Below are 25,524 nucleotides of genomic sequence, written 5' to 3' on the forward strand. Positions count from 1 at the left end.
TGCTCCTACGGTTGTGGGCAGAGAGACGGCACGCGAATCGGCAGTGCGGATTCGGGCCTGCCTTCCCTCGCGCCAGCCGCCTGCTGCACGGCCAAGGCTGCGGCAGGCAGCGTCTTCAACTGGGTGAAGTTGGGCGACCAGACCTTGGTCGGGCCGGCGTTGTGCGGCCCGCCCGCGTTGTCGGTCCAGTTGTCCACGATGCGCAGATGTCCGCTCCACGAGGCCCACGCGCTCACCCATGAGCCCAGCACCACATTGCGTTCCACGTCGAAATACGTGCTGTGCTCGTCGAGGTAGATGCCGTTGCCTTCGCCGCTGTGGCGCATGTCGGTGAGGTTGCGCACCACACAGGAAGTGCCCGGGGTCGACTGCGCCTGCGTGTAGATCGCGCCGCCGTCGGCCAGCTGCAACATCACCCGCTCGATGCGGTTGCCGACGATGTGGATGGAAGACTCCACCGGTGCCGTACCTTCGTAGTTCCAGCCCCAGCCCACCGAGATGCCGCTGTAGGGCAGATCGGTGATGGTGTTGTGCGCGATGGCTAGGCCGTTCACGAAGCCGGCCATGATCGCCACGTTGTCGCGCCAGGCCAGCGCCACGTGATCGATGCGGTTGTCGGCGACCACGATGTCCGACGTCTTGCTGGCCGGATCGGCGGGATGCCCTTCCGTGTCGCCGGTGAACACGCCGCCGCCGCCAAGGTCGGTGAAGCGCGAGTTCGTCACGGCTCCGCCGTGCGTACCGCCTGCCAACGTGATGCCCGCTGCAGCAAGCTGATGGAAGCTGTCACGGTCGAACACGATGTCGCGGCCCGCCTGCACATCCACGGCACTGATTATGCGCGTCATGCCCTCGCCATCGTCGGGCAGCCCGCCCTGGCGCGGGCCATCCACCAGGTAACCTGCCTGCAGGCTTACGTAACCGTCACCGGACGCGGCCCTGCGCCAATCGGTGCCCGCGAAGGTGATGCCGCTGAACACCAGGTCGTGCACCGGCGCCTTGAGCGTGCCCTTCAACACAAGCAATTGTTCGAGCACCGGCAGTTCGATCGACGGTGCGCGCGATGTTTCGCCCGGCAGGGGCCGGTAGCGCAGCGTGCGATGCGTTGCATCGACCGTGTAGCTGCCGGGCTCGAGCGGATCGCCGGAAAGATTCTCGAACCAGTCCACGCCGCCGTAGTACTTGCCCACCGGGCTCGCCACCGCCCAGCCGTTGCCGCGCGAATCCAGCGTGGCGTTATGCCAGCACGGCTGCGCAAGATCGACGCGATCCGTGCCGAGGGCGATCACGCGGCAGTGGAAATCGCGCCAGCGCGCGTGCATCGCCGCCACCGAGCCGACCTGCAATACATGCAGGATCGCCGGCGGCACGTTCGACAAGCCCTTCGCATCCACCACGCAATGCGGGCAGGCCCTGGTGCGGGCAGGCCAGCGGCGCCGGCCATCGACATAGACACTCGATGGCGCATCGTCCGAAGGCAAGGCGAAACGCCACAGCGCGCCATCGCGTGCACCTTGCACGAGGCGGGCACCCGACAGTACCGGATGCGCCCCCGGCGCCGCCTGCCAGCGCACGGGATGGCCGTTCGTGCCGCTGTCCGCCGGGTCGAAATGCAGTGGCTGCTGCAGGCGATAAGTGCCGCTCTGCAACTGCACAGTGATGTCGTTGCGACCCTGGGCACGCCATGCGCGCACCTTCGCCTGCGCCGCCTGCAAGTTGCAGGGCGACGACGCATCGCAGGCGCCGTTGGCCGAACCCCCTGGCGCGACGTGCAGGGTTTGCGCTTGCGACGCGAGAGGCAGCAGCGCCGCCGCGCACAGTAAGGCGGCCAGCGGCCGCCACGGCCAGGAGGATGGAGCGCGTACGGTCATGGGTATTCCTCGTTCGATCACGGTTTCATCGCCCGCAGACGCTGAGCCGTCGCGCCACTTCGGACGCCCGTTGCCACGGATCGCCCTGCGGCGCGGTCGGCTGCGCATCGCGCGCAACAGCCCATGCATGCTCCATCGCATACCAGTCGATCGCTTCGTGCAGCTTGCCCGTCGCCAGCGACTGCTCCAGCGACGCGAAGTAACGTCGCCAGCGCGGCGCGTACAAACCGCTCACCAGACCGGACAACTCGCGGTTGGCGTAGTCGTGCAGGCCTCCTTCGTCCGCGCCCTGGCGGTCGCCCCAGACGGTGATGAGCGTGCGCTGGTCGTACTCGAACCGTGCGGCATCGGCCGCGTTGTCCGCCGCCGCGCGCGTCGGTGCAAGCCAAGCGCCGAGCAGGAAATCCGGATCGCTGGCGAGCAGGCGATCCAGCAGCGCCATGTCGTCCAGCCATTCGGTATCGAGCGCATGCAGGCGCGCGGCGTCCTTCGCGTCGTAAGCCGCCTCGATCCGCGGCATCAGCACACGGGCGTGGTTGGCCAGCGCCTGCCGCGCCACGTCCACCACGTCGTGGCGGTAGGCGCTGGTGCCGCGCAACGCGGGTGCCACCTGCAGCAGTTCGCACAGGGCTTGCCCGAACTGCCCGGCGTCGTAGCGCATCGCCCTCGGCGACCAGCTCGCCGCCGAGCCCACGCTCCGCGAAGGACGCGCGTCGAACAGGCTGTCTTGCGGCTCCGAGTCGCCGTTGGACGGCATGGCGTAAGCGGTGTCGCCGAGGATGCGCCACGCAGCTTCGGCATGCGCGTCGGCGCCGCCGTAGCGACTGTCGGCATAGGCCTTGAACCACGCAGCCTTGTCGTGCGGCACCGGCTCCCAGGCCAGCGCGGCGAACAGCGCGAACGCCGCCGGGTCGATACCGCTGGCCTCGGGCATCCAGGCGATGCCGCGCAATTTGCTGCCAGGCTTGCCGATCCATTGCGCATAGCGTTCGAGCCACACGCCGGCGTTCGCGCCCAGCGTGCTGTGGCCGCCGAAGTTGGGGATGCTGCCGAAGGCGTACGGCACGCCGTGCCAGTCCTTCTCGCGGTCCAACCCGTCGTAGCGGTCCGACAGACCGTCGACGATCAGCAGGTGTTGCCTGTCCACCGCGTCGAGTACCGCCGGCAGCGGATTGTGCTGCCAGCCCAGCATTACCCAGCGCGCACCCGGATGCGCGGCCTGCAGCGCGTCCATTACACCGCGCGCGGCATCCGCCACGGGCACGTCGCCGGCGCGGCCACCCTCGTGCAGCAGGTCCATCTTGTACATCGTGCTGTCGCCGAACAACGCGCGCTGCTGGCGGTAGAAATCCGCCGCGAGCTTCGCATAGAGCGGATCGCGCGGGTCCAGCCAGTCCGGCCGCTTGAAACCCACCCACATGCCCTGCGGCACCACCTTCGCGCCAGGATGCTTCGCCGCGAAACCCTCCGGCACGGTGCCGAAGTAACCGGGGAAGACCGGCGTTATGCCCAGCGCGCGCAGGCGCGCCACGATCTTCTGTGCCAGCGCCACGCGCCGCGCGTATTGCTGCGGCGGCACCGGCGCGTCGAAACCGGACATGTTCTGCAGCAGCCACCACGGCTGGTGCGCGGTGGCGGGAATCCACGCGCGGATTTCCGTGTCGCTGTAGCCGAAGTCGCGGAAGCTGCGGCGATACACCTCCTCCGTGCCGACCGGCATGAACACCTCGTCGATGCCGTGCAGCGCGAGCAGATCGATCTTGCGTTCCCACGCCGGCCAGTCGAGATAGGCATTCGAATAGCCGTCGTCGGTGTCGTTCAGCGCGTAGCGGTCCGGCACCACGGCATGGCTGGCGATCGGCGCGGCCGGTGCCGGCAGCGTGGCCGGCAAGCGGAAAAGGCTGTCGCCCGGCCAACCGATGCCTACGTGCGCCACCCGCTCCAGATAGGTTTCCACCCCGGTCAGGATCACCGCGGGCGAGGTGCCTGCCACCACGATGTGCCCCGGCGTGCCGCGGACCTCGAAGCGATCGCCGCCCTGTCCGCGATCCAGCGCGACCAGGGTGAACTGCGCCTGTTGCTGCGGCAGCAGGCGCTGCAGTGCGGCGTGCGCCGGAGCGGTATCGAAGGCCGGCTTTGCCGGGGTGGCGGCGAAACCGGCAGGCGCGCAGGCACCTGTCAGCAGCAGGCCGATAAGCAGTTGCTGCAGTCGTCGTTTCATACGGCGTTGCTCGCAATCACGTCGCGGTAGAACATCGCGCTGAGCTTGGGCGTGCGCTTCTGCGTGGCGAAATCCACCCAGGTGATACCGAAGCGTTCGGAGTAGCCGCGGCTCCATTCGAAGTTGTCCAGCAGGCTCCACAGGAAATAGCCGCGCACCGGCGCGCCATGGGCGATCCCGCGCTGCAATTCGCCGAGGTATTGCCGCAGGAACATCACGCGATCGATGTCCAGCACGCGGCCTTCGGCGTCCGGCGCCGCCGTGCTGGAGGTACCGTTCTCGGTGATGTAGATGTCGCTGATGCCCAGCGCTTCCGCCATCAGCTTCGGCCCCCAGTACATGGCGTCCGGCGCGAACTGGATCCAGCTGCTCTGCATGCGCGGATACGATGAAGGGAACGGCACGGCCTCGTAGCCACGCTCGTTATCCGCCGCGATGTAGTAGTTGCCGGTGTAGACGTTGAGACCCTGGAAATCGGTCTTGCTGCCGATGATGCGCATCTCCTCGGGGGTGAACTTCGGTGCGTCCGCGCCCAGGGTCTTGAGGTAAAGGTCGGTGTAGCGACCGGTATGCATGGCGGTGAGGTACCCGGCGTTTTCCTCCAGCGCGGCCTTGCGCGCGGCAACCACGTGCTCGGGCGCGTCGTAGGCCGGCATGGGCGCGTCGATGCCTTCGGCCGAACCCACCTTTGTTTTCGCACCGGTGGCCGCGCGGATCGCCTGCACGGCCAGCCCGTGGCCTAGCAGCGCATGGTGCCGCGCCTGTGCCAGCGCCTGTCCTTTCAGCCCCAGCCCCGGCGCCATCGTCGTGCCGCCGTAGCCGTTGCCGATGAAGGTGCTGATCTCGTTCATCGTCATGAAGTGCTGCACGCGGCCATCCAGCTGGCCGGCCATGTAGCCGGCGTAGTCGGCGAAGGCCTTGGCGGTGTCGCGGTTCTGCCAGCCACCCTTGCGCTGCAGCGCCTCGGGAAGGTCCCAGTGGTACAGCGTGCAGTACGGCTCGATGCCTGCCTCGTGCAGGGCATCGACCAGCCGCTTGTAGAAATCCACGCCCTTGGGATTGGGGCGTCCACCGCCATTGGGGAAGATACGCGGCCACGCCACCGAGAACCGGTACCCGCCCGCGCCGAGCGAGCGCATCAGCGCGATGTCCTCGGGGTAGCGGTGGTAATCGTCGTCGGCCATGTCGCCGTTGCTGCCGTCGGCGACCTTGCCTGGCGTGTGTGTGTACGCGTCCCAGATCGACTGGCCCCGCCCGTCGGCCTTGACCGCACCCTCCACCTGGTACGCCGCCGTAGCCGTGCCCCACACGAAGCCCGGGGGAAAGGCGCGTTTCGTCGCCGTGTCGTTTTTCGGGCCTGCGGCCGCCCGCGTTTCCGCCGCCATCGGAACGGCGCACGCCGCCAAGAGTCCACCAACGGCCTTGGCGAATTGCCGGCGCGACAAAAAGGGGTTCATGCGGGAGCCTCCGGAAAATTGCTGCGGTTACTTGGTTTTGCGCGCCAGCGTGAACGCGTCGATCAGCTTGCCGTTGCCGTCGGTCACCTTGACCTTCAGCACGGTGTCGCTGGCTTCCACCCAGGCCACCTGGTCCTGCCCCACCACCAGGATCGGGAAGTCGTTGCCGCGTTCACCGGGCTTGATGTGCATGAAGCGGTGTTCGTGGCCGGCGATGTACAGGTCGACATGCGCTGCGTTCGCCAACTGCGTCCACTTGGCGTTGTCGCCGCCGGTCCAGCCCCAGTCGGGCTGATGGCCGAGCACCACGGTGAACGGCGCGCCACGGGTGCGCGGTGCCGCCAGCGCCAGGCCGAAGCGCGCCAGCCCCTCGCGGCGGTAATCGCGCAAGTCGTTGAGGCCGGCGTAGACGTTGGTGTCGTCAGGCTTGTCTTCGCCAGTGTCGACCGCGATCAGGTGCAGCGGGCCGTCGTCGCGGGCGTAGTCGTAGCGGTCGTCCTGCGCATGCAGGTACGCGCCGAGTTGCCGCGCGAACGGGCCGCGGTATTCGTGGTTGCCGTGCACGTAGAGCAGCGGCACGGTGCCGCCGAGGCCGCCGGCGGTCGGTGCGAGGAACACGTCCTTGAACTGCGGCTCGCTCGCCGCCCAGTTCACCGTATCGCCCAGGTGCGCCACGAAATCCACGGGTGTCCTGCGGATGGCGGCGAGCAGCGTGTCGATGCGCGACACCTTCTCGTGCGTGTCGGTGATCGCCGCGAAGCGTGCGGTGCCGCGCGCGGCATCCAGCGTGGCGAAGTGCAGGGTCTCGCCTTGTACGGTATTACCGCGCTCGGGCCAGTACGGCTTCAGCGCCACCACGCGGCGCGAGGCCACCTGGTACTGGTAGGTATGGCCGGGCGCGAGGCCGTCGATCACCACGCGATGGAAGGTGCCGACGTCGCGCAGCCCGTCGTGCGCGGCCCATGCCGTGCGGTCGAGTGCGTGCTCGCCGTAGCGCACGCTGCCGTCGGCGTCGCTGTCGGTCATCCATTCCACCACCACCGAGGTGTCGGACACATCGAGCAGCAGCGGCGGCATGGTGATCGCCGACGTGCTGTTCCACACTTTGTACGGTGCGTCCGCGTCATCGTCATGGAAAGGCTGAGCCTGCTTCGTGGCGGCCAGTGCCGGCAAGCTCAGCAACAGGCCAAACAGAGCAAAGCCGAGACGCGGCCAGCAAGACGAACGCAGCAAACGGGCATCAGGCATCGATCTTCATCCTCCATGGGGCGGAATGGCCGGCTGCGCGAGTGGCGCAAGCTCCACCGCTTCGACGATGGCCGGCAAGCGGTCGCCCTTGTGGAAAGGCGCCACGGGAGTCAGCTCCACCTGCATCGCATACGGGAACGCATGCGGGTCGCGGCTCACGCGCAGGCGAGCCGTGCCGTCGCCGGCCGGCAAGGCCAGCGCCTGCGGATGGCCGTCCACCCAGACATCCAGCTTCGCCGCCGCATGCGCATCGCGGTAATGCACGGTCAACGTGTAGTCGCCTGCGCCGGCCTGGGCATGCCAGCGCAGCTTGTAGACCGTGGACGGGTCTTCGTAGCCGTAGCCGTTGTAATTGAGGAAATGCTCGGCCTGCGCTACCGCCAGTTGCAGATGGCCATCCGTGCCTGGCGCGACGGCATCGGGTCGCACGTGCAAGGCACCATCGAAGGGAATCGCCACCACCGGCATGTAGCCCGCACGGTCCAGGCCTGCCACTTCCACGTGCGCACCCGACGCATCGACCGTGACACCGCCGACGCGTGCCTGCGCATCGCCCAGCACCCGCCCTTGCCCGAAGCGGGTATCCGCAACCCCGGGCAGATGCAGCACGCCGTCAGCCGGCGGCTTCTCCACGAACAGATACAGCGTATGCGCACCCAGCGTGGCATAGCCGAAGCCGAGCTTCCCGAGCGGCGCGGCATGCGTGCCGTAGATCGCTTCGCCGTGCGGCTTCAGCCACGCACCGATGCCGCGCAGCACGTCCGCCTCGTAGGGCACTACCGAGCCATCGCCTTCCGGCCCGATGTTGAGGATGTAGTTGCCGCCGGCGCTGACCACGCGCACCAGGCGCGCGATGTTCTCGCGGACTTTGCCTTGCAGGTCGTCGCGCCGCTGCCAGGAGCGGTAGCCCCAGGTCTCGGGAAACATCGACGCGGGCGACTGCCAGGGCTTCTCCATGCCCTCGTCCGGCTCGCGGTTGTCGCCCATCACGGTGAAGTCGCCCTGGTGGTTCCACACGCGGCCGGACACCATTGTCTGTGGCTGCAGCTCGTGCACGGCGCGGGCGAAGCGCTCGCTCTGCGCCGGCGTGGGCATGCCCATGTCGAACCATACTTCGCTGATCGAGCCGTAGTGGCTCATCAGCTCGCGGATCTGCGCCACGTTGAAGTCGGCCTGCGCGGGCGTGATCGGGTTGTCGTTGTCGGGCCGGTACTGGCCGTGCATCCAGTGCCAGTCGATAGTGGAGTAGTACACGCCGAACGGCATGCGCGCCCGCGCGCAGGCGTCGGCCAACGCCTTCACCACATCGCGCTTGTACGGCGTGGCATCGACGATATCGTAGGGGTTCTGCGCGGTGTGGAACATCGCGAAGCCGTCGTGGTGCTTGGCGGTGAGCACGATGAACTTCATGCCCGCGGCCTTCGCCAGCGCCACGATGGCATCGGGATCGAACTTCTCCGGGTCGAAACGCTTCGCCAGCGCTTCGTACTGGTCGATCGGCACCGGCGCGAAGGACTGGATCTGCTCGCTGTAGCCCTGGGTGATGCGCTTGCCGTCCCACACGCCGCCCAGCTGCGAGTACAAGCCGAAGTGGATGAACAGGCCGAACTTGCGCGCCTGCCACGCCTGCACGGTCGCGGCGTCGGGGCGCGGGCCGGCCAAGGGCAAGGGACGGTCCGTCGGCACGTTCGCGCCGGTGGCAGCCATGCCACTGCTGGCGGCAAGCGCCAGCAGACCAGCGGCGGCGAATCGTGAAAGCCTCATGCGTGATGCCCTCTTGTCAGCTTTGCAGTCGCACCGGTTTGCAACGCCTTCGCGGGAAAGGCCAGCCGCCGCTCCCAACCACTCATCATCCGCACGACCAGCTGGTCCGCATGGACGTCGACGATGAAGCTGCTGTCCTTGGCGGCATGTTCGACCATGCCGGGGAAGGTCATGTAGTGCACGCCGTTGCGCTCGGCGTACCCGCCATGGTGGTCGTGCCCGCACATGTAGGAAACCAGCGTCGGGCAAGCGTCCAGCAGCTCGACCACTTTGTCGTGGTCCCACAGCAGCAGGTCCGGCTGGCAGGAGCCGGGCAATGTCGGCAGATGGCAGAACACGACTACCTTCTCGCGTTTCGCCGTGGCCTCGGCCAGCTCGCCGGCGAGCCAGTGCCGCTGTGCTTCGCCCACTGCGCCATTCCATTCGCCGGCGATCGGCGCGCCGGATTGCTCCAGCGCCGCGTTGATCTTCTGCCCTTCCAGGAAATGCGCATCGTCTTTCGGCCAACCGCCGTCGATGCTCACGTTCATGCCGTCCAGCACGACGAAACGCCAGCCACGGACCTTGAAGCTGTAATACGCGGAAGGCATGTGCAGCGCGCCGATCACCTGGTCGCGCGGCGCCACGAAATCGTGGTTGCCGAGCGCGCTGTATGACTTCGCCCGTGCCCTGGCATAGGCCGCCCAGGTCGTGTCCAGGGTGGCCAGGCCGCCGGTGTCCACCAAGTCGCCGAGCTGGATGACGAAATCGAGTGGCGCGGCATTCCAGAAGCCGAGGCAGTCGTCCAGCTTCGCCAGCGAATCGCGGTAGTGCCGCGCACCGGCCGTGGCCTTGTCCGCGTACTGGATGTCGGCGGCGACGCCGAACGAGAACAGCGGCGCCGATGTTTGTGAGGGGCGAGCGCCAAATGCCGCGGCGCGCGACGCCAGCGGCGCCAGCGCCAGCAGACCTGCCTTCAGGAACGATCTCCTGTCTATGGCCACGGCGCCGCGCCCGTGATTCCTGCGTGCGACACCTGCGCGATCGTGTTCAACCGCGCCCCTTCCAACTCGCCAGCACTGCACTGCCACGCCGCAGCGCGATGCGGCTCGTGCCGCTGGCGTCGGCGGAGGCGCGGCCATCCGCCGCGAAGCTCACGTCGCGACGGCTGTCCAACGCGGGTGCGCGCAGGCGCATCAGCTCGCCGCTGGCGCCGTGCGGCAAGCCGCTCAGCGCCACCGTGACATCGCGCTGCGCATCCTTGTTGATCAGCGCGACCAGCACCTCGTCGCCCCGCTTCGCCGCGTAAGCGGTGAGATTCGCGCCGCCGGCGCCCAGTTGGCCGGGCAGCATCTGCGCACCGGCGAAGCGCTGCGCCAGTGCGATGCCGTGGAACAGCGGACGCGGCTGGTAGCCCAGCGCACGGCTGCCGGCGATGGCGGAATAGCGCGATGCCTGCGCGTCGCGTTGCGCCACGATGTCGCCGCCCTCGGGTGCCTTCGCCACGCGGCCCAGCGAGGTTTCCACCGAGAGCAGCGTGCCGCCGTGGAAATGCATGGACGCCGCGCCGTGCTGCGCCAGCGCCAGCATGAAATCCGCGCCCCACAGCGCGGACGCGAACACGTTGCTGGTGCCGTCGCGGCCGCCGTTGTAGTACGAGTTGCCCTCCGAGACACGGAACGGCAGCGCATACTGGTCCGCCACCTGCATGATCTGCTCGACCTCGCCGAAGAAACCGGGATCGCCGGCGAGCATGTCCGGGATCGAACCGTTTTCCGCCGCCTCGCGGTAGTAGTGCCGGCTGAGAAACACGTTCTCTTTGGCGTGCCGCTTGGCGTACTCGATCACCCAGTCGGTGTTCGCGCCGGTGTCCGGCCCGGCGATGGGCAGGCCGGCGGCCTGCAGCGCCTTGGCATAAGGCACCCACGCCGCATCGAACTCGGCGTAGTCGTGTTCGTAGTTGTTCGCCTCGTTGCCGATCTGGATCGCCAACAGCTGGTCGCCCACGAGGCGCTGGACGGTCTGCGCCAGGTCGACCGCCATCTCTGGCGAACCGATGCGCAGGTTCACGCCGAACACCAGTTTCCATCCGGTGGCGCGCACGAAACCGGCCAGCGCCTGCAGGCCCTCCGGCTTCAGCACGTGCGGCTGCAGCAGCTTGCCGTGCCTGCGGGGGACATAGGTCGGCATGCGGCCCTTGTAGCCACCCCACACGGTGTCGTCGCTGGTATTGCCGCCGATGCGCAACACGCCGTGCGGATTCATCTCGCGGAACAGTTGCACCAGGCCATGGTTGTCCGCGGCGAAGAAGGTGGGGTCGGACAGCTCCAGCGTTTCGTAGCTCAGGCTGGCGAGGCCGGGATCGACGCGCCGCCCGGGGCGAGTCGTGTCCAGCGCGAAGCTGGCTTGTGCTGCGGATGCATTCGCGTCCGAGGCCCGGGCGCCGCAGGCGGTGGCCAACGGCAGGAGGGCGGCGGCCTGCAGCAGGTGTCGGCGGGTCAGGTCGGTCATGCTCAGCCTCCGTTCGTCGGGGTCAGCTCCAGCGTCAGCACTTCGAATGGCGCCAGCTTGATCGTGCCCGTGTGGTCGGCATCCAGTGCCTTCGGTACGCCGGCGCCGCCGCTCTGCCACACATCATGCACGCTGAAGCGGCGTGCCACGCCCGGCGGCAATTGCAGCTGCCGCTGCAGATCGATCACTGCGAGCTGCGGCTTGCTGTCGGGATTGCGGAAGGTGACGATGGCCTTCTTCGGCGACCACGCAGCCCAGCCGTAGACGTCCAGACGGCCGGGATCGCCGCCGATCCAGTGCGCGTCGCGCAGCACTGCGGCGTTGGCGCGCGACCACTTCGCCGCGCTGGCCAGCGTGTCCCAGTCCTGCGGCGTGAGCAGCGAGGGCGTGATGTACATCTCCTGCAGTTCGGTGCCGGTAGCGAAGTAGGAACGCACCTCGTTGGCGAAGTCGTGGCCCGGATCGGTGTTGAGGCGCGGGTTCTTCTGCGCGTAGATGATGCCGTGGAGCATCAGCGAGTCGATCGGGAACAACGGGCCCTTCAACACGATGTTCTGGTAGGTCTGCTGGTCGCGGTAGGTGATCCACTGCTCGCGCATGCTGCCCACGCCGGTGTACCAGTCGTCCTCGCCGTCGCGCCAGATGGTGTCGGCGTAACCCAGCCAGAACGGTGAGGCCCAGGTACCGGTGGTGAGGTTGATGAAGGTGTTCGGCTTGTCCTTGCGGATGTCGTCGATCAGCTGGATCGCCGCGGCGAAATCGCTGTCGAAGCGGCTGCCGGGGAACACGCTGCTGACGTTGCCGGTACCGTCGAACTTGAACTGGTTGATGCCCTGCTTGTCGATCATGTCCATCACGACTTGATGGAAGCGCGGGTAGTACTTCGGCCCGGACAGTGCAAGGCCGTTGTCGATGATCTCGTAGCCGGCCGCCTTGCCCCTGCTGATGCGCTCGTCGTGCGGTTTGCTGTAACCGCCCCATGGCGACAGCCAGATGCCCGGCGCGGCGTCGTACTTCGCGGCAGCGTCGCGCAGCGGTACGAAGCCGTGCGGAAAATCCTTGCTGAAGTTCCAGGCGCCGCTGCGGTCGTCCCAGCCGTCGTCGAACAGGAAGGAGTCGAGCTTCACGCCGCGTTTGACGCTGAGTTCCCGGCCGAAGGTGTTGATGCGATCCAGCGCCTCCGTCTCGGTGTACGGGGTGAAGTAGCCGATGTCGTACCAGGAGTTGTAGTGCAGGAAGGTACGGTAGGGGTGTGCGCGCTCGCGTTCCACGTAGCTGTTGAAGTCGCGCCGCAGCTGGCCGTCGCGCACCACGCCCACCACGGCGGAGTACGCCACCGTCTTGCCCTGCTCCAGCGGCAGCGTGCGCGACAGCGTGAGCTTTGCCAGATTGTGGTATGCCGTGCTGTCGGACAGCGGGTTCTCGAAGCCAAGGTAGACGTCGCCGTCGACGATGGGCGAGCCGTTCACCGTGCCGACCACTTCAGGAGCGTTCGCCTGCGACTGCAGCAGCGATACCTTGGCGATCTTCTCGTCCTGCTTCAGCGCGGTGATGCTGACTTCCTCGCGCAGGTAAGGCGAGCCGTCGCGCTGCACCAGCTTCCAGTCCACGCGGAAACGCCCGTCCGCATCGCCGAAGCTGGCCTCCACCGCCTTGCCGGCCAGCCGCTCGGAAAACCGCGAGGCCTGCGCATCCACCGGCAGCGCCACCGCCCGCGGCGGCGACTGCAGATCCATGTCGGAAGCCTTGATCGTGCGGCCGTCGGCCATCGTCAGTGCGAACGGTGCAGACACTGCGAACGTGCGCTCGTGCACGCGGTCGGTCACCGTCATGCCGACCAGGTGCTTGCCGTCCAGCTTCCAGCGCGCTTCGATCGCGGCGTTGCCGAAACTCTCCGCCCCCTGCTGGTCGACGAATGCCGCCGTGCCGGGCTCGAGCACCTTCTTGCCGGTGGCGACGCTGTCCTCGGCATGCGCCGTTCCGAGCCCGGCCAGCACGGCCAGCAGACAGGAAGCCAGCACGGTTGTGCGCGATGCGCGAAGGGAGTGGGAATGCGATGCTGCCATGGTTGCCTCTCGTAGTGATCCAATAGGTATCGACAAGCGCGTTGCGTGGCGCGGCCCGCGCAACACGGCGATCGATCAGTTCTGCATGCGCGGGACCGCTTCCGCGCCCGGACGGGTAAAGCCCGCCTTGCTCGCCGCGTCCAGCTCCTGTGTCAAATGCGCCACCACGCCGGGATGCTGGCCGGCCACGTCGTGATCTTCGCGCGGGTCCGTGGACAGGTCGAACAGTTGCGGTTGGCCCTGCGGGTCCGGCGTGCCGTTGGCCGGGTTGCGGTGCTCGTCGTGCGACACATGCACGATCAGCTTCCAGTCGCCTTCGCGGATGGCCGAGGCTTGCTCGCCGTATTTGCGGTCCGGATTGCCGAACAACAGGAACGGCTGCGACGGCGCGCCGCGGGTCAGCGTGGGCAGGATGTCGAAGCTGTCCGGCGCGTCGGCGGGGCCGAGCTTCCGGTCGGTCAGCGCGGCGGCCGTCGCCACCATGTCGGTCAGCGAAACCGGCTGGTCGATCACCGTGCCCGGCTTGATGTGGCCGGGCCAACGGGCGATGAAGGGCATGCGGATGCCGCCTTCGTAATCCGAATACTTGCCGGCGCGGTAGATGCCGTTGGCGTGATGGCCCATCTTCGTTTCGGTCGGCAGCGCGCCGTCGGCGTAGCCGTCGGCGACGGCCGGGCCGTTGTCGCTGGACAGGATCACCAAGGTGTTGCCGTCCAGTCCGTCGCGCTTGAGCTCGTCCATCAGCGCGGCGACCTCGCTGTCGAACTGCACCACCGCGTCGCCGCGCGCGCCCACGCCGGACTTGCCGGCGAAGCGCGGATTCGGGTCGCGCGGCACATGCGGCTCGGTGGCCGCGTAATAGAGGAAGAACGGGCGATCCTTGTGCTCGCGGATGAAATCCAGGGCGTGCTTCATGTAGGTATCCGACATGGTCTGGTCGGTCCACAGCGCCGCCTTGCCGCCGGTCATCCAGCCGATCCGCGCGATGCCGTTGACGATGGTGCCGAGGTGTCCCTCGTTGGACTTCATCCGCATCAGCTCGGGGTGGTCGGCACCGGTGGGCCAGTCGCCGACCTTGTGCGTGTAGCTGACCGTGATCGGATCCCCGGGACTGAGGTTCACTACCCGGCCGTTCTCCATATACACGGTGGGCATGCGGTCCGCCGTCGCGGGCATGTTGAACGAGTAGTCGAAGCCCACCTCGTTGATACCGGGCACGATGCGCTCGTTGAAGTCGGGCGTGCCCGCGCCCAGACCGAGATGCCACTTGCCGATCGCCGCGGTGGCGTAGCCCGCCTCCTTGAACACTCTGGGCAAGGTCACCCGGCTGGGCGAGATGATCAGCGATGCGTTGCCGGGAAGAATGCCGGTGCCTTGCAGTCGCCACGGGTACTCGCCGGTCATCAACGCATAGCGCGACGGCGTGCAGGTGGAAGCGGCCGAATAGGCGGAGGTCATCCGCACGCCCTGGCTGGCCAGGCGGTCCATGGCCGGCGTGGGGATCTTGCCCTGCCCGTCCGCCGCGAGATCGCCGTAACCGAGGTCGTCGGCGAGGATGACGACGACATTCGGCGGCTTTCTGGCGGCTGCGCCGGCCGCATGCGCGCAAAGCGACGCAGCGAGCAGCATGGCAAATGGGAACAGGCGGCGCATGACGGATTTCCTTGAATATGTCGAACCGCGCCTGAAACCCCGGCGACGGAAGTCGGGCGGTTTCAGTCGATGTCCTTGACTGTGCGGAATCCGATATTGGAAAGGGAGGTGTCGGGCGTTGCGTGACTCCTGCCGGCGACACGGTAGTTGGTGCAGTAATTCTCCGAGCACAGGTAGGAGCCGCCACGCAGACCCCGCTCGCTCCCGCTGGCCGGCCCTTGCGGGTTCTCCGTGGGGGAACGCGCGTAGTAATCCTGGCCGAACCAGTCCGCGATCCATTCCCAGACGTTCCCGGTCATGTCGTACAGGCCGTAGCCGTTGGGTGGAAAGCTGGCGACCGGTGCGATACCCACGAAACCGTCGGCCCCGGTGTTATGGCTGGGAAAGCTCCCTTGCCACCAGTTCGCCATGATCTTCCCGCCGGGGTTGAGCACATCTCCCCAGCTGTAGGTCTTCCCGGCCAATCCCCCGCGCGCGGCATATTCCCATTCCGCCTCCGTCGGCAGGCGATGCCCCGTCCACCGGGCATAGGCGACGGCGTCGTTCCAGGACACATGTTGCACCGGGTTGTCCGGCATGGCCCGGCTGCCGGGACCATCGGGATGGCGCCAGTCCGCACCATCGACATGCTCCCAGCGGGCATCCGCGATACTGAAGATGCCGGACCATCCGAACTTTTCCGCGTCGGTCTCGTAATGCGTGGCATCGACGAATTTCTGGAACTGGGCGACGGTCACTTCGGTCCGGTCCATCCAGAACGATTTGACTGCGACGGTATGCACCGGTCTCTCGTCGGGCCCGGCCATGTCGTCGGCGGATCCCATCGCGAAATTGCCGCCGCGGATGAACACCATGCCTGCGCGAGCCGCCTTCGACGGGGCAGGCATGGTGGAAGCGGCGGCAGTGCCTGCGCCGGCATTCAGGGCCACTGCGATTGCCGCGATCGCAAACAATCCCCGCCAGTGACTGCGCGGACGCTGCATAGGGTTGCCCTCAGGCAACGACATCAGGTTCATGCCCTCTCCTGTCGGGGTGGCCTTGCCGTTGCCGGCAAGGCCACCTGCGCAAACAGCGCACTCGCACAAACCCCACGACCGATCAGTAGTCGTAGGTGACGCTCATGCGCACGTAGCGCGGCTGCTGCAGATACATCGGCGTGCCGTAGAGCGGATTCAGCGTGCCGTCGTGGCCCTGGTACATCTGCGCATACAGGTTGAGCGGCGCCTGGCCGTTGAACACGTTGAACACGTCCAGGTGGAAGCCCAGCTTGTGATCCGCGAACGCCGGCCGGTACTGCACGCCCAGATCCACCTGCTTCATCCACGGCAGGCGTCCGCTCGCCCCCGGCGGCGACGGCTGGCCGTCGCACCAGTGGTAGTTGGAGCCGTAACCGGACGGATCGTTGTAGGGCGCGCCGGTGGCCGGGTTGATGGCCGTGTTGTTCGGATCGGTGCCGTACATGCCGAGGCAGTACTTCGGACCACCCGAGACCAGGCTCAGATTGCCCGACACCAGCCACTCCGGCGTGACCTGGTAGTAGCCGAACGCCTTGATCTGGTGGGTGTGGTCGTTGCCCTGCGGGCCGCCGGCGTAGACCATCAGCGACGGGTAATCCCAGTCTTCGTTCTGGATGCCGCCGACCGCGCGGATGTCGGACTGGCCCTGGCCTTCGCTGTTGCCGTAGCTGCGCGAGAAGGTGTAGCTGACCTTGGCGTACCACTTGCCGTCGAACGGGTGCTCTAGGAAGCTCTCCAGCGCGTAGTAACGACGCACCGCATGCGGGAAACCCATCTCGGCATTCGACAGCGTCACATCGTGGAAGGCGCCGCTGGGATCCTGCACCGCAAAGGTGTTGGCCTGGCCCGGATTGATGTAGTAGCAGGCGGAGCTGTTGATGTCGGTGATGCCTTCCGAGGCCGCCTTGGCCGCGACCGTGGTGCCGTCGCAGTAGTCGTCCAGCACATGGCGGATCAGGCGACGGGTGAACTTGGCGCCATAGACCCAGTTCTGGCCGGCGGTCTTGGTGAAGCCGAGGATGAACTCGTCCTGGTCCTGCGCCTTGATGTTGCGCACCGTGAGCGTGCGCGGATCGGGGGCCTGGCCGAAGAAGCTGTTCGCCGAGGTCGCCGGCGAGAGCTGGGTGAGGCCGGTCGGCGTGCCGTCGGCCGCGATGCCGGTGTAGGTGAAGTACTGGCTGGTCCGCAGCACGCCGTTGGCGACGCCGCCCGGCGCCAGCGGCTGGCCCAGGTAGTAGCGGCCCGCATTGCCATACACCTTGAACGTGCCGTCGCCGTAGACGTCCCAGCTGAAGCCCAGTCGCGGCGCCCATTGCGGCGAGGTCTGCCGCATGTAGGACTGGCCGGAGCCGTTGTAGTTGTTGAAGGCGTCGTTGCGCAGGCCGATCGACACCAGCCAGCGGTCGTTGATCTGCCAGTTGTCCTCGATGTACTCGGCGCGCTGGGTGGTCAGCAGGCCGGCACCGGAGACGCTGATGTTCTTGGTGACGTAGTAGCTCGTGCCATTGATCGGGGCGCCGCCCGGGTAATTGGCGATGGGCCCGACGGTCACCGGGCCCGTTGCCGAGATGGCCGAGATGGGCGACGTGGGCTTGTTGGTGTAGGCGTAGTCCCAGTAATAGCCCGGACCGGTGGTGATGCTGCCCTGGTTGTTGGCGTTGGAACGCAGGTTGTCGATACCGGCAGTGATGGTGTGCGCGCCGAGCGTGTAGGTCAGGCTGAGCCGCAGGTTGCTGGTCTTGTAGTTGTTGCCGGGGTTGGCGATGGTGGCGTTGGTCTGCGCGTTGGTGATCGGCGTGCCGCCGTTGAGCGTCGGATTCTGGTTCGTGTAGTCGCCGACATAGGTGTACTGCGGGCTGTACCCCGGCTGCGCGCTGTAGTTCACCGTGGTCATCTTGCCGTACATGGCGTTGAAGGTGAGGCTGTCGGTGATGTAGCTGGTGTACTTGGCCGACCACATGTCGCCGCCGAGCTTGGTCGTGTTGGCGAAGGCCTTGAAGCTCTTGTCGCCCAGCGTGTTGTAGTTGTAGTTGTAGAAGGCGCCGGTGGTCTCGTTCTTCTCGGACGCGCCGGTCAACTCCAGCAGATTGCTGTCGTTGATGTTCCAGTTGACCTTGGCGTACCACTTCGGATTGTTGGTCTTGTAGTGCTTCGAGGTGCCCGTGGTCACCGGGTTGACCGAGTAGCCGCCGGTGTCGTTGGCTTCCGCCGAAGCGAAGATGAACAGCTTGTCCTTGATGATCGGACCGCCCACGTACACGTCGTAGGTGGAGTTCCACGAATCATTCTGGCTGGCGGGGCTGTACAACCGTCCCGCCACCGGCTTCGGCGGCAGGCCGTTCATGTAGTAGGTGTTGTCCTGGCTGGAGCGCCAGTCTTCCGGCGCGTACACCACCTGGGCGCCGAAATGCCACTGGTTGGTGCCGCTCTTGCCGATCATGTTGATCACGCCGCCGTCGGTGCGGCCGTACTGGGCGCTGTAGCCGCCGGTATAGGCTTCTTCCTGGTCGATCGAGCCGTACGGCAGCGCGATGCCGCCCTTGGCATTGAACGGATCGGTGCTGTTGAAACCGTTGATGTAGTACGCGTTCTCGGTGGACGATGAACCGCCGAAGCTGACCAGCGGCTCGCCGGTCGTGCTGGTCGCGCCGCCGGCGGCAGTGACCGCGCCCGGCGCCAGCAACGCGGCCGCCTCGGCCGTGCGCGGCAGCGGCAGCCTGGCCAGCTGCTCGGCCGTGATCACCGTGCGCGAGTCCACCGAGCTGACGTCGATCGGCGGCACCGCATTGGCGGTCACGCTCACGGCCGACAGCTGCTTCGCGTTCGTGGCGCCGCCTGCGGCGCTCTCGGCGCTGAAGGAAATGTCCACGCCGACGCCCACCTTCAACGACACGTTGTCGCGACGCTGGACGACCTGGCCGTCGCGCATCAGGCTCACCGAATAGGTGCCGATCGGCAGCTGGGTGGCGTTGTAGCGGCCCTGGCTGTCGACGCCGACCGTGCGGGTCAGGCCCGCGCCATTGCTGACCACCACGCTCTCGCCCGCCTGCACCGGCGCGTGGCCGAAAATGCTGCTGGTGGTCGACTGGCCATAGGCGGCCGTGGATGCAAGCAACAAGCCCAACGCCGTAGCCAGGCCCGTCTTGCGCATCGAAATATTTGCACTGGATCCCATTATTCCCCTCTCCAATAATTGAATTGCTTCCGGATATCCGCGAACGACTGCCCCCTTCTTCTTGCGAATCGTTCGACGACCGATGGCTCATCCCATCGGTCGATGGCCCATCACACTGATGCCGGTGCTTTCACTCGTGCCCCCCGGACCAAGCCGGGCAATGCCTGCATCCGATCCGGATGTGCGCGAGCCGTTTCCGCGCCCGTCATGCCGGCACCGGCCGGCATGACGGGTGATGCGGCTTGCCACCATCGGGGCAGCAAGCCGCTGTCCATGCTCAGTAGTCGTAGGTGATGCCGAACCGCACGTAGCGCGGCTGCTGCAGCAGCACCGGGGTGCCGTACAGCGGGTTCGGCGTGCCGGTGTCGTTGGCGTTGAGCTGCCAGTTGCGGTTGAGCGCCACCTGGCTGTTGGTCACGTTGAACACTTCCACGCTCAACGCCAGCTTGTGGTCGGCAAAGGCCGGGCGGTAATGCACACCCAGGTCAAGCTCCTTCATCCACGGCAGGCGACCGTTGGCGCCCGGCGGCGAGGGCTGGCCGTTGCACCACGGATACAGCGAGCCATAACCCACCGGATCGCCCTGGTTCGGACCGTACAGGCCCAGGCAGTACTTCGGTCCGCCCGAGACCAGTTCCAGGTTGCCGGAGACCTGCCATTCCGGCGTGATCTGGTAATAGCCGAATGCTTTGATCTGGTGCGTGTGATCGTTACCTTGCGCACCATTTGCGTAATACATCAGCTGCGGGAAATCCCAGTCGGTGTTCTGGGTGCCGCCGCTGGAACCGATGTCCGTCTCGCTCTGGCCTTCGGTGTTGCCGTAGCTACGCGAGAACAGGTAATCGACCTTGCCGTACCACTTGCCGTCGAACGGGTGCTCCAGGAAGGTTTCCAGCGAGTAGTAGCTGCGGACCATGTGCGGGAACGCCATCTGGGCGTTGCTCAGCGTCACGCTGTGGAATGCGCCGGTGGGATCCTGTACGGCAAAGGTGTTCGCCTCGCCGGGGTTGATGTAGTAGCAGGTGGACTGGTTGACATCGGTGATGCCCTGCTGCGCGGCCACGGCCGAGACGGTGGCCAGATCACAGTAGTCATCGATGTCGTGGCGCAGCAGGCGACGAGTGAACTTGGAGCCGTACACCCAATGGTCGCCGGCGGTCTTGGTGAAGCCGAGGATGAACTCATCCTGCTCCTGCGACTTCAGGCTTGTCGCGGTGACCGTACGGGGATCGGGCAATTGGCCGAAGGCCGCATTGGCCGATACCGGGACCGACACCTGGGTCAGGCCGGTCGGCACGCCGTTGGCGGCGATGCCGCTGTAGGTGAAGTACTGCTGGGTGCTGGTATAGCCGTTGGCGGCATTGCCGGATGCCAGCGGGGTGCCGAGGTTGTAGCGGCCGGCATTGCCATACACCTTGAACGTGCCGTCGCCATTCACATCCCAGCTGAAGCCAATGCGCGGCTGCCAGGTAGGCTTGGTCTGGCGGATGTAGGGTTCCTGCTCCGCGTTGATCTTGTTGATATAGGTATCGTTGCGGATACCGATGGACACCAGCCAGCGGTCGTTGACCTGCCATTGGTCTTCAAGATACTGGGCGTCCTCGTAGGCCTTCAGGCGGTACAGGTTGTTGAAGACGTCTTTTTCGACGTAGTAACCCGACGCGCCATTGGGGAACCCGGCAATCGCCGGAACGCCGAGGCCCGGCGATATCGGCGCGGTGGGCGTCGTGGTGTAGTCGTAGGACCAGGTATAGCCAGGACCCGACGAAGCAGAGCCTGCATTGAAAGCGCCGTAGGTGACGTTGTCGATGCCGCCGGTGATGGTGTGGTTGCCCAGCGTGTAGGTCAGGCTCAGGCGCAGGTTGTCGCTGCGATAGTGCGGATTGCTCAGCGAGCCGATGGTCTGCACGCCGTTGTTGGGCACGCCGCCGTTGTAGGCAGGGTTCTGGTTGGTCGCCCCGTTGATGAACGGGTTGCTCGGGTCATAAGCGACCGGGATCGAGTAGGCGAACGTGTTCATCTTGCCGTACAAGGCGGTCAAGGTGAGGCTGTCGGTGATGTAGCTGGTGAACTTGCCCAGCCAGAGGTTGCCGCCCGACTTGGTGCTCGGCTGGTAGCCGCGGAACGAGCTGTCGCTCAGGTTGGCGTAGTTGTAGTTGTAGATCGAACCGTTCTGCTGCTGCTTGCTCGATGCAGCCGTCAGCTCCAGCAGGTTGTTCGCGTTGATGTTCCAGTTGATCTTGGCGTAGTACTTCGGGAGGTGCGTGGTGGTGTGGTCCGAAGTCCCGGAAGTCACCGGATTGACGCTGTAGTTGCTCTCGGTGCTCGCCTCGATCGAGGCGAAGAAGAACAGCTTGTCCTTGATCAGCGGGCCACCGACATAGAGGTCGTAGATCGACTCCCACTGCCGGTCCTTGCTGTTGGGCTGGTACAGGCCGCCGGCCACGGGCGAAGGCGGCAAGCCGTTGGCGTAGTAGGTGTCGACCTGGTTGCTGCGCAGCGATTCGGGCTGGTAGAGGTACTGGCCACCGAAATGCCATTCGTTGGTGCCGCTCTTGCCGACCATGTTCAGCACGCCGCCGTCGGAACGGCCGTACTGGGCGCTATAGCCGCCGGTGTAGACCTCTTCCTGATCGATCGAGCCGTACGGCAAGGTGAGGCCACCTTGGGTGCCGTTGGGGTCGGTGGTGTTGAAGCCGTTGATGTAATACGCGTTCTCAGGGGCCGCCGCGCCACCGAAGCTGATCAGCGGATTGCCCGTGGTGCTCTTGGCACCGGAGGCGTTCGACACCGAGCCCGGAGCGAGCAAAGCCGCCGCTTCGGCCGAATGCGGCAGCGGCAGCGCAGCCAGCTGCTGCGAGGTAACCACCGTGCGCGAGTCCACCGAGCTGACGTCGATCGGCGGCAAGGCATTGGCCGACACACTCACGCCCGACAACTGTTTCGCGTTTGCCGCGCCACCCGCAGCGGCTTCCGCGCTGAAAGAGACCTCTGAGCCGGCACCCACCTTCAGCGCCACGTTGTCACGCTGCTGGATGACCTGGCCGTCGCGCATCAGGCTCACGGTGTACGTGCCGATCGGCAACTGGCTGGCGTTGTACCTGCCCTGGCTGTCGATGCCGACGGTACGGGTCAGGCCCGCGCCGTTGCTGACCATCACGCTCTCACCTGCCTGCACCGGCGCGTGGCCGAAAATGCTGCCGGTGGTGGACTGGCCATAAGCGGCCGTCGATGCAAGCAGCAGACCCAGCGCCGTGGCCAAGCCGGTCTGCCTCAATGGAATGTTTTTACTGGTTTTCATGACCGCCCCTCTGAACGAATGAACCGCTTATGGATATCCGCGAGCGACTGCACCCCCGCACCCCGCGAATGGTTCGAACACCGATGGCTCATCCTCATCGGCAAGCTGGCTCCGCCAATACTCAGCGCGTCCATTCCTTCACCCGCACCCGGCCGAGCAATGCCTCGACCTGATCCGGACGTACGTAACCGGTTTCCACATCCATGGCGTTGGCCGCGCCGCAGGCCACCGCCAGGCGCAAGGCCTCGGGCAGCGGCTCGCCGCGCCGGATGGCCACGGCCATGCCGGCGAGGAAGCAGTCGCCCGAGCCCACGGTGTTGCGCACCTGCTCCAGCTCGACCGCGGCATGCCACACGCTGTCGCCGTCCATGCCCACCGCACCCAGCGCGCCCAGGCTCAGCACCGGCATCGCCACGCCGCGCGCGGACAATTCGCGCAGCGCGGCAACGGCGGCTTCGAGGTCGCCGACTGGACGGCCAAACAGCGCCTCGGCCTCGTCGCGGTTCGGCTTCAGCAGGAACGGCTGCGCCGACACCGCCTGTCGCAGCACCTCACCGCTGGCGTCGACCAGGCAACGCTTGCCTGCCGCACGCACCTGCTGCGCCAACTCCGCGTAGGTATCGGCGGCCAGGCCACGCGGCAGGCTGCCGGACAAGACCACCAGATCGCTTTCCGCCAGCGCGAGGCGGAACGCGCGCTGCAGCGCCACGCGATCGCGCTCGCCGAGCTCCGGTCCCTGCCCCAGTACTTCGGTGATCTGGCCGCGCGCGTCCTGCAGCGCGATGCAGTGGCGCAGCGGCGCGTCGATCTCCACACCGTGGAACAGCACGCCGCGCTCGCTCATGCGTCGCGCAGTGAGATTGCGGTGCGCCGCGTCGATCAAGCCGATCAACTGCACCGGCTCGCGCAGCGCGGCGACGGTCTGTGCCACATGCAAGCCCTTGCCGCCCGGCAACACCTGCTCGTGCACCGTGCGATTGACCTCGCCCAGATGCAGCGTGTCCACCTGCATCAGGTGGTCGATGGCAGTGTTGATGCCGAGCACGGTGATCACAGTGCGGCCCCAAGCAAGGCCTTCGCCTCGGCCGCGTCGGCCTGCCGTGCCGTACCGCCCACGCCGCGCGTGGAAAGTGCGCCGCAGGCATTGCCCCAGCGCATGGCGTCTGCCAGCGGCAGGTCGCGCAGCCAGGCATGCAGGAAACCAGCGTCGAAGGAGTCGCCGGCGCCGGTGCTGTCCACCGCATCCACCGCGAAGGCGGGCGATTCGATCAGGCCGCCGGCGCCATCCAGCGTGGCGCAGCCGTGCCGGCCGCGCTTCACCACGATGCGGGTGCGGCCGTTGTCGAGCGCGCGCAAGCCGTCCAGCGGCGATTCGAAGCCGCTGATGCCGGCGAGTTCCACGTCATTGGGCAGGAACAAGTCGACCCCGGCGAGCAGATCGCGCCATTCGTCGCCCCAGTGCTGCTCGGGATCGAAACCCGGATCGAGCGAAGTGCTCAGCCCCAGCGCGCGTGCCCGCGCGAACAGCGCCGTGAGCTCCGGACGCAAGGCGCTTTGCAGGTAATACGAGGACACGTGCAAGTGGTCGACGCCGGCCAGCAGTTCGTCGCCGACGTCCCCGGCGCGCAGTGCGCCGATCGCACCGGCGAACGTAACCAGCGCACGGTCGGTGCTGGTCGAGAACGAGGCGGTGATGCCGGTGCGCAGGCCGGGATCGCGCCGCACCGCCGCCACGTCGATACCGGCGCCTTGCAGCGCCGATACGCAGAAACCGCCCCAGCCGTCCACGCCCACTTTGCCGGCGAACGCCACCGGGTTGCCCAGCCGGGCCAATCCCATCGCGCAGATCATCGAAGAACTGCCCGGCACGACCATGGCGTCCTCGGCCAGCACCTCGCGCCCCGGCGCGGGAAACGACTGGCAATCCCGGAACACCAGGTCGACGTTGAGTTCGCCGGCAATGAGGATGCGCTTCACGCGACGCTCTCCTCTCCTTGTGCGGACTGCCCGGGCGGAGCGCCCGCGGCATGCAGCGCGAACGACTCGACCACACGGGTGAGCACGCCCTGCGCAGGTGCATCCGGCTTGCCGCCCAGTGCCAGGCAGCGGAAAAACGCCAGGGTCTGGCCCACCGCCACGTCGGCCAGCAACGGCAGCGCGTCGTCGCCGGCATGCAGGCCTTGCAGGTCCACTGCCACGTCTTGCGCGCCGATCACGTCTTCGGCGATGCCTTCGCCGACCAGCACGCGCACCTGGCCCAGGCGCTTGCGGCTGAGTTCGCGCAACAAGTCGTATTCGTAGGCGCGCACTGCCGGGTCGGGCGAAAGGAAGGCCACCACCAGCGTGTCTTCGTCCAGACTCGACATCGGACCGTGGCGCAGGCCGAGGAAGGTCTCGGCCATCGTGCTCACGCGACCGCCGGTCATCTCCAGCATCTTCAGCGCGGCTTCGCGCGCGGCACCCAAGGCGCCGCCGCTGCCGAGGAACACCGCCTGGTCGAAGCTGCCGTAGCCGACGGCCGCCAGCGCATCGGCCTGGGTGTCGAACATGTGCTGCACGCATCCGGCGACGCGACGCACGCCATCCGGCCAGCTGGCCCCATCCGCACGGCCGCCCAGCCCGCTGCCGGCCAGCACGAGGTTGGTGAAGCTGCTGGTCATCACCAGGCTGCGGTCGTTGGTGCGCTCGTCCAGCACCAGCGCGCCGTAGCGCGATTCGCCGCGGTACTGCGTGGCCAGCTTGCCGTTAGCATTGCAGGTGATGGCGAGGTGGCGCCAGTCCGGCGCATGGGCCAGCAGCTGATCGACCACGCCGGCACTTTCCGGACTGTCGCCCGAGCGCGCGATCGAGATCAGCAGGCCGCCGCCCGGCGGCAGTGCGCTGCGCCAATGCGTGAGCAAGGTGCCCGCGGCGATCGCCTGCACCGGTACGCCCAACGCCTGCTGCAGATCCGGGGCAATGCATTCGCCGGCATAGATCGAACTGCCGGAACCGGTCAGTACGACGTGCGCAGGACGCGGCGTCAGTACGGCCCGCAGTTGCGCCTGCGTCGACGGCTCGCGCAGCAGCGCTGCCGTGGCCTGCCAGGTCGCCGGCTGCTGCAGGATTTCGCGCAAGGTATCGGCATAGCCGCGCTCGCGTTGCGCCTCCGGCGAGGCCGCCGCCAGGGCGGCAAAACCGTCGAATGCTTTCGTTTTGTTTCCAAGTATTGACATTTGACTCATTTCGTTCGAATGTGAAGCCATCCGCCCACCAGACCAGC

15 protein-coding genes are annotated in these 25,524 nt (G+C 66.8%); all 15 read right to left on the bottom strand.

What is annotated here, in order from left to right; all coding sequences use genetic code 11:
- Positions 1-5: 5 nt before the first annotated feature.
- Positions 6-1,871, bottom strand: a complete 1,866-nt coding sequence (locus tag ISP14_RS00940; protein ID WP_404535250.1) for a right-handed parallel beta-helix repeat-containing protein — start codon at positions 1,869-1,871, stop codon at positions 6-8.
- Between the two features lie 25 nt (positions 1,872-1,896).
- A complete protein-coding gene (locus tag ISP14_RS00945; protein WP_404535252.1) occupies positions 1,897-4,092 on the bottom strand; it encodes an alpha-N-acetylglucosaminidase in 2,196 nt (731 codons plus the stop codon).
- Positions 4,089-5,549, bottom strand: a complete 1,461-nt coding sequence (locus tag ISP14_RS00950) for a GH1 family beta-glucosidase (RefSeq protein ID WP_404535254.1) — start codon at positions 5,547-5,549, stop codon at positions 4,089-4,091. Before ISP14_RS00950 ends, ISP14_RS00945 begins: the two co-directional genes overlap by 4 nt.
- A gap of 27 nt (positions 5,550-5,576) precedes the next feature.
- A complete protein-coding gene (locus ISP14_RS00955; protein WP_404535256.1) occupies positions 5,577-6,797 on the bottom strand; it encodes a metallophosphoesterase in 1,221 nt (406 codons plus the stop codon).
- Between the two features lie 6 nt (positions 6,798-6,803).
- The gene (locus ISP14_RS00960; protein WP_404535261.1) at positions 6,804-8,561 is read right to left on the bottom strand and encodes an alpha-L-fucosidase; all 1,758 of its coding nucleotides are present in this window, start codon (positions 8,559-8,561) and stop codon (positions 6,804-6,806) included.
- A complete protein-coding gene (locus ISP14_RS00965; protein WP_404535265.1) occupies positions 8,558-9,544 on the bottom strand; it encodes a metallophosphoesterase in 987 nt (328 codons plus the stop codon). Before ISP14_RS00965 ends, ISP14_RS00960 begins: the two co-directional genes overlap by 4 nt.
- Before the next feature lie 46 nt (positions 9,545-9,590).
- Positions 9,591-11,051: a hypothetical protein gene (locus tag ISP14_RS00970; protein WP_404535268.1), complete on the bottom strand. Its 1,461-nt coding sequence runs from the start codon at positions 11,049-11,051 to the stop codon at positions 9,591-9,593.
- A gap of 2 nt (positions 11,052-11,053) precedes the next feature.
- Positions 11,054-13,072, bottom strand: coding sequence for an enterotoxin (locus ISP14_RS00975; RefSeq protein WP_404535271.1), 2,019 nt, complete (start codon positions 13,070-13,072; stop codon positions 11,054-11,056).
- A gap of 120 nt (positions 13,073-13,192) precedes the next feature.
- The gene (locus tag ISP14_RS00980; RefSeq protein ID WP_404535274.1) at positions 13,193-14,770 is read right to left on the bottom strand and encodes a sulfatase family protein; all 1,578 of its coding nucleotides are present in this window, start codon (positions 14,768-14,770) and stop codon (positions 13,193-13,195) included.
- A gap of 62 nt (positions 14,771-14,832) precedes the next feature.
- Positions 14,833-15,786: a formylglycine-generating enzyme family protein gene (locus ISP14_RS00985; RefSeq protein WP_404535276.1), complete on the bottom strand. Its 954-nt coding sequence runs from the start codon at positions 15,784-15,786 to the stop codon at positions 14,833-14,835.
- An 82-nt stretch (positions 15,787-15,868) separates the two neighbouring features.
- Entirely contained in the window at positions 15,869-18,937 is a 3,069-nt protein-coding gene (locus ISP14_RS00990) for a TonB-dependent receptor (RefSeq protein ID WP_404535278.1), read from the bottom strand.
- A 301-nt stretch (positions 18,938-19,238) separates the two neighbouring features.
- Positions 19,239-22,262: a TonB-dependent receptor gene (locus tag ISP14_RS00995; RefSeq protein ID WP_404535280.1), complete on the bottom strand. Its 3,024-nt coding sequence runs from the start codon at positions 22,260-22,262 to the stop codon at positions 19,239-19,241.
- Positions 22,263-22,383: 121 nt separating this feature from the next.
- Positions 22,384-23,316, bottom strand: a complete 933-nt coding sequence (locus tag ISP14_RS01000) for a 1-phosphofructokinase family hexose kinase (RefSeq protein ID WP_404535282.1) — start codon at positions 23,314-23,316, stop codon at positions 22,384-22,386.
- A complete protein-coding gene (locus tag ISP14_RS01005; RefSeq protein ID WP_404535285.1) occupies positions 23,313-24,239 on the bottom strand; it encodes a carbohydrate kinase family protein in 927 nt (308 codons plus the stop codon). The genes ISP14_RS01000 and ISP14_RS01005 overlap by 4 nt, the downstream gene beginning before the upstream one ends.
- Positions 24,236-25,477 (bottom strand): SIS domain-containing protein, encoded by a 1,242-nt coding sequence (locus tag ISP14_RS01010; protein ID WP_404535287.1) that lies wholly within the window; start codon positions 25,475-25,477, stop codon positions 24,236-24,238. Before ISP14_RS01010 ends, ISP14_RS01005 begins: the two co-directional genes overlap by 4 nt.
- Between the last annotated feature and the right edge of the window lie 47 nt (positions 25,478-25,524).

It is taken from the genome of Dyella agri (genome assembly GCF_044904705.1).
Classification (GTDB): Bacteria; Pseudomonadota; Gammaproteobacteria; order Xanthomonadales; family Rhodanobacteraceae; genus Rhodanobacter_A; species Rhodanobacter_A agri.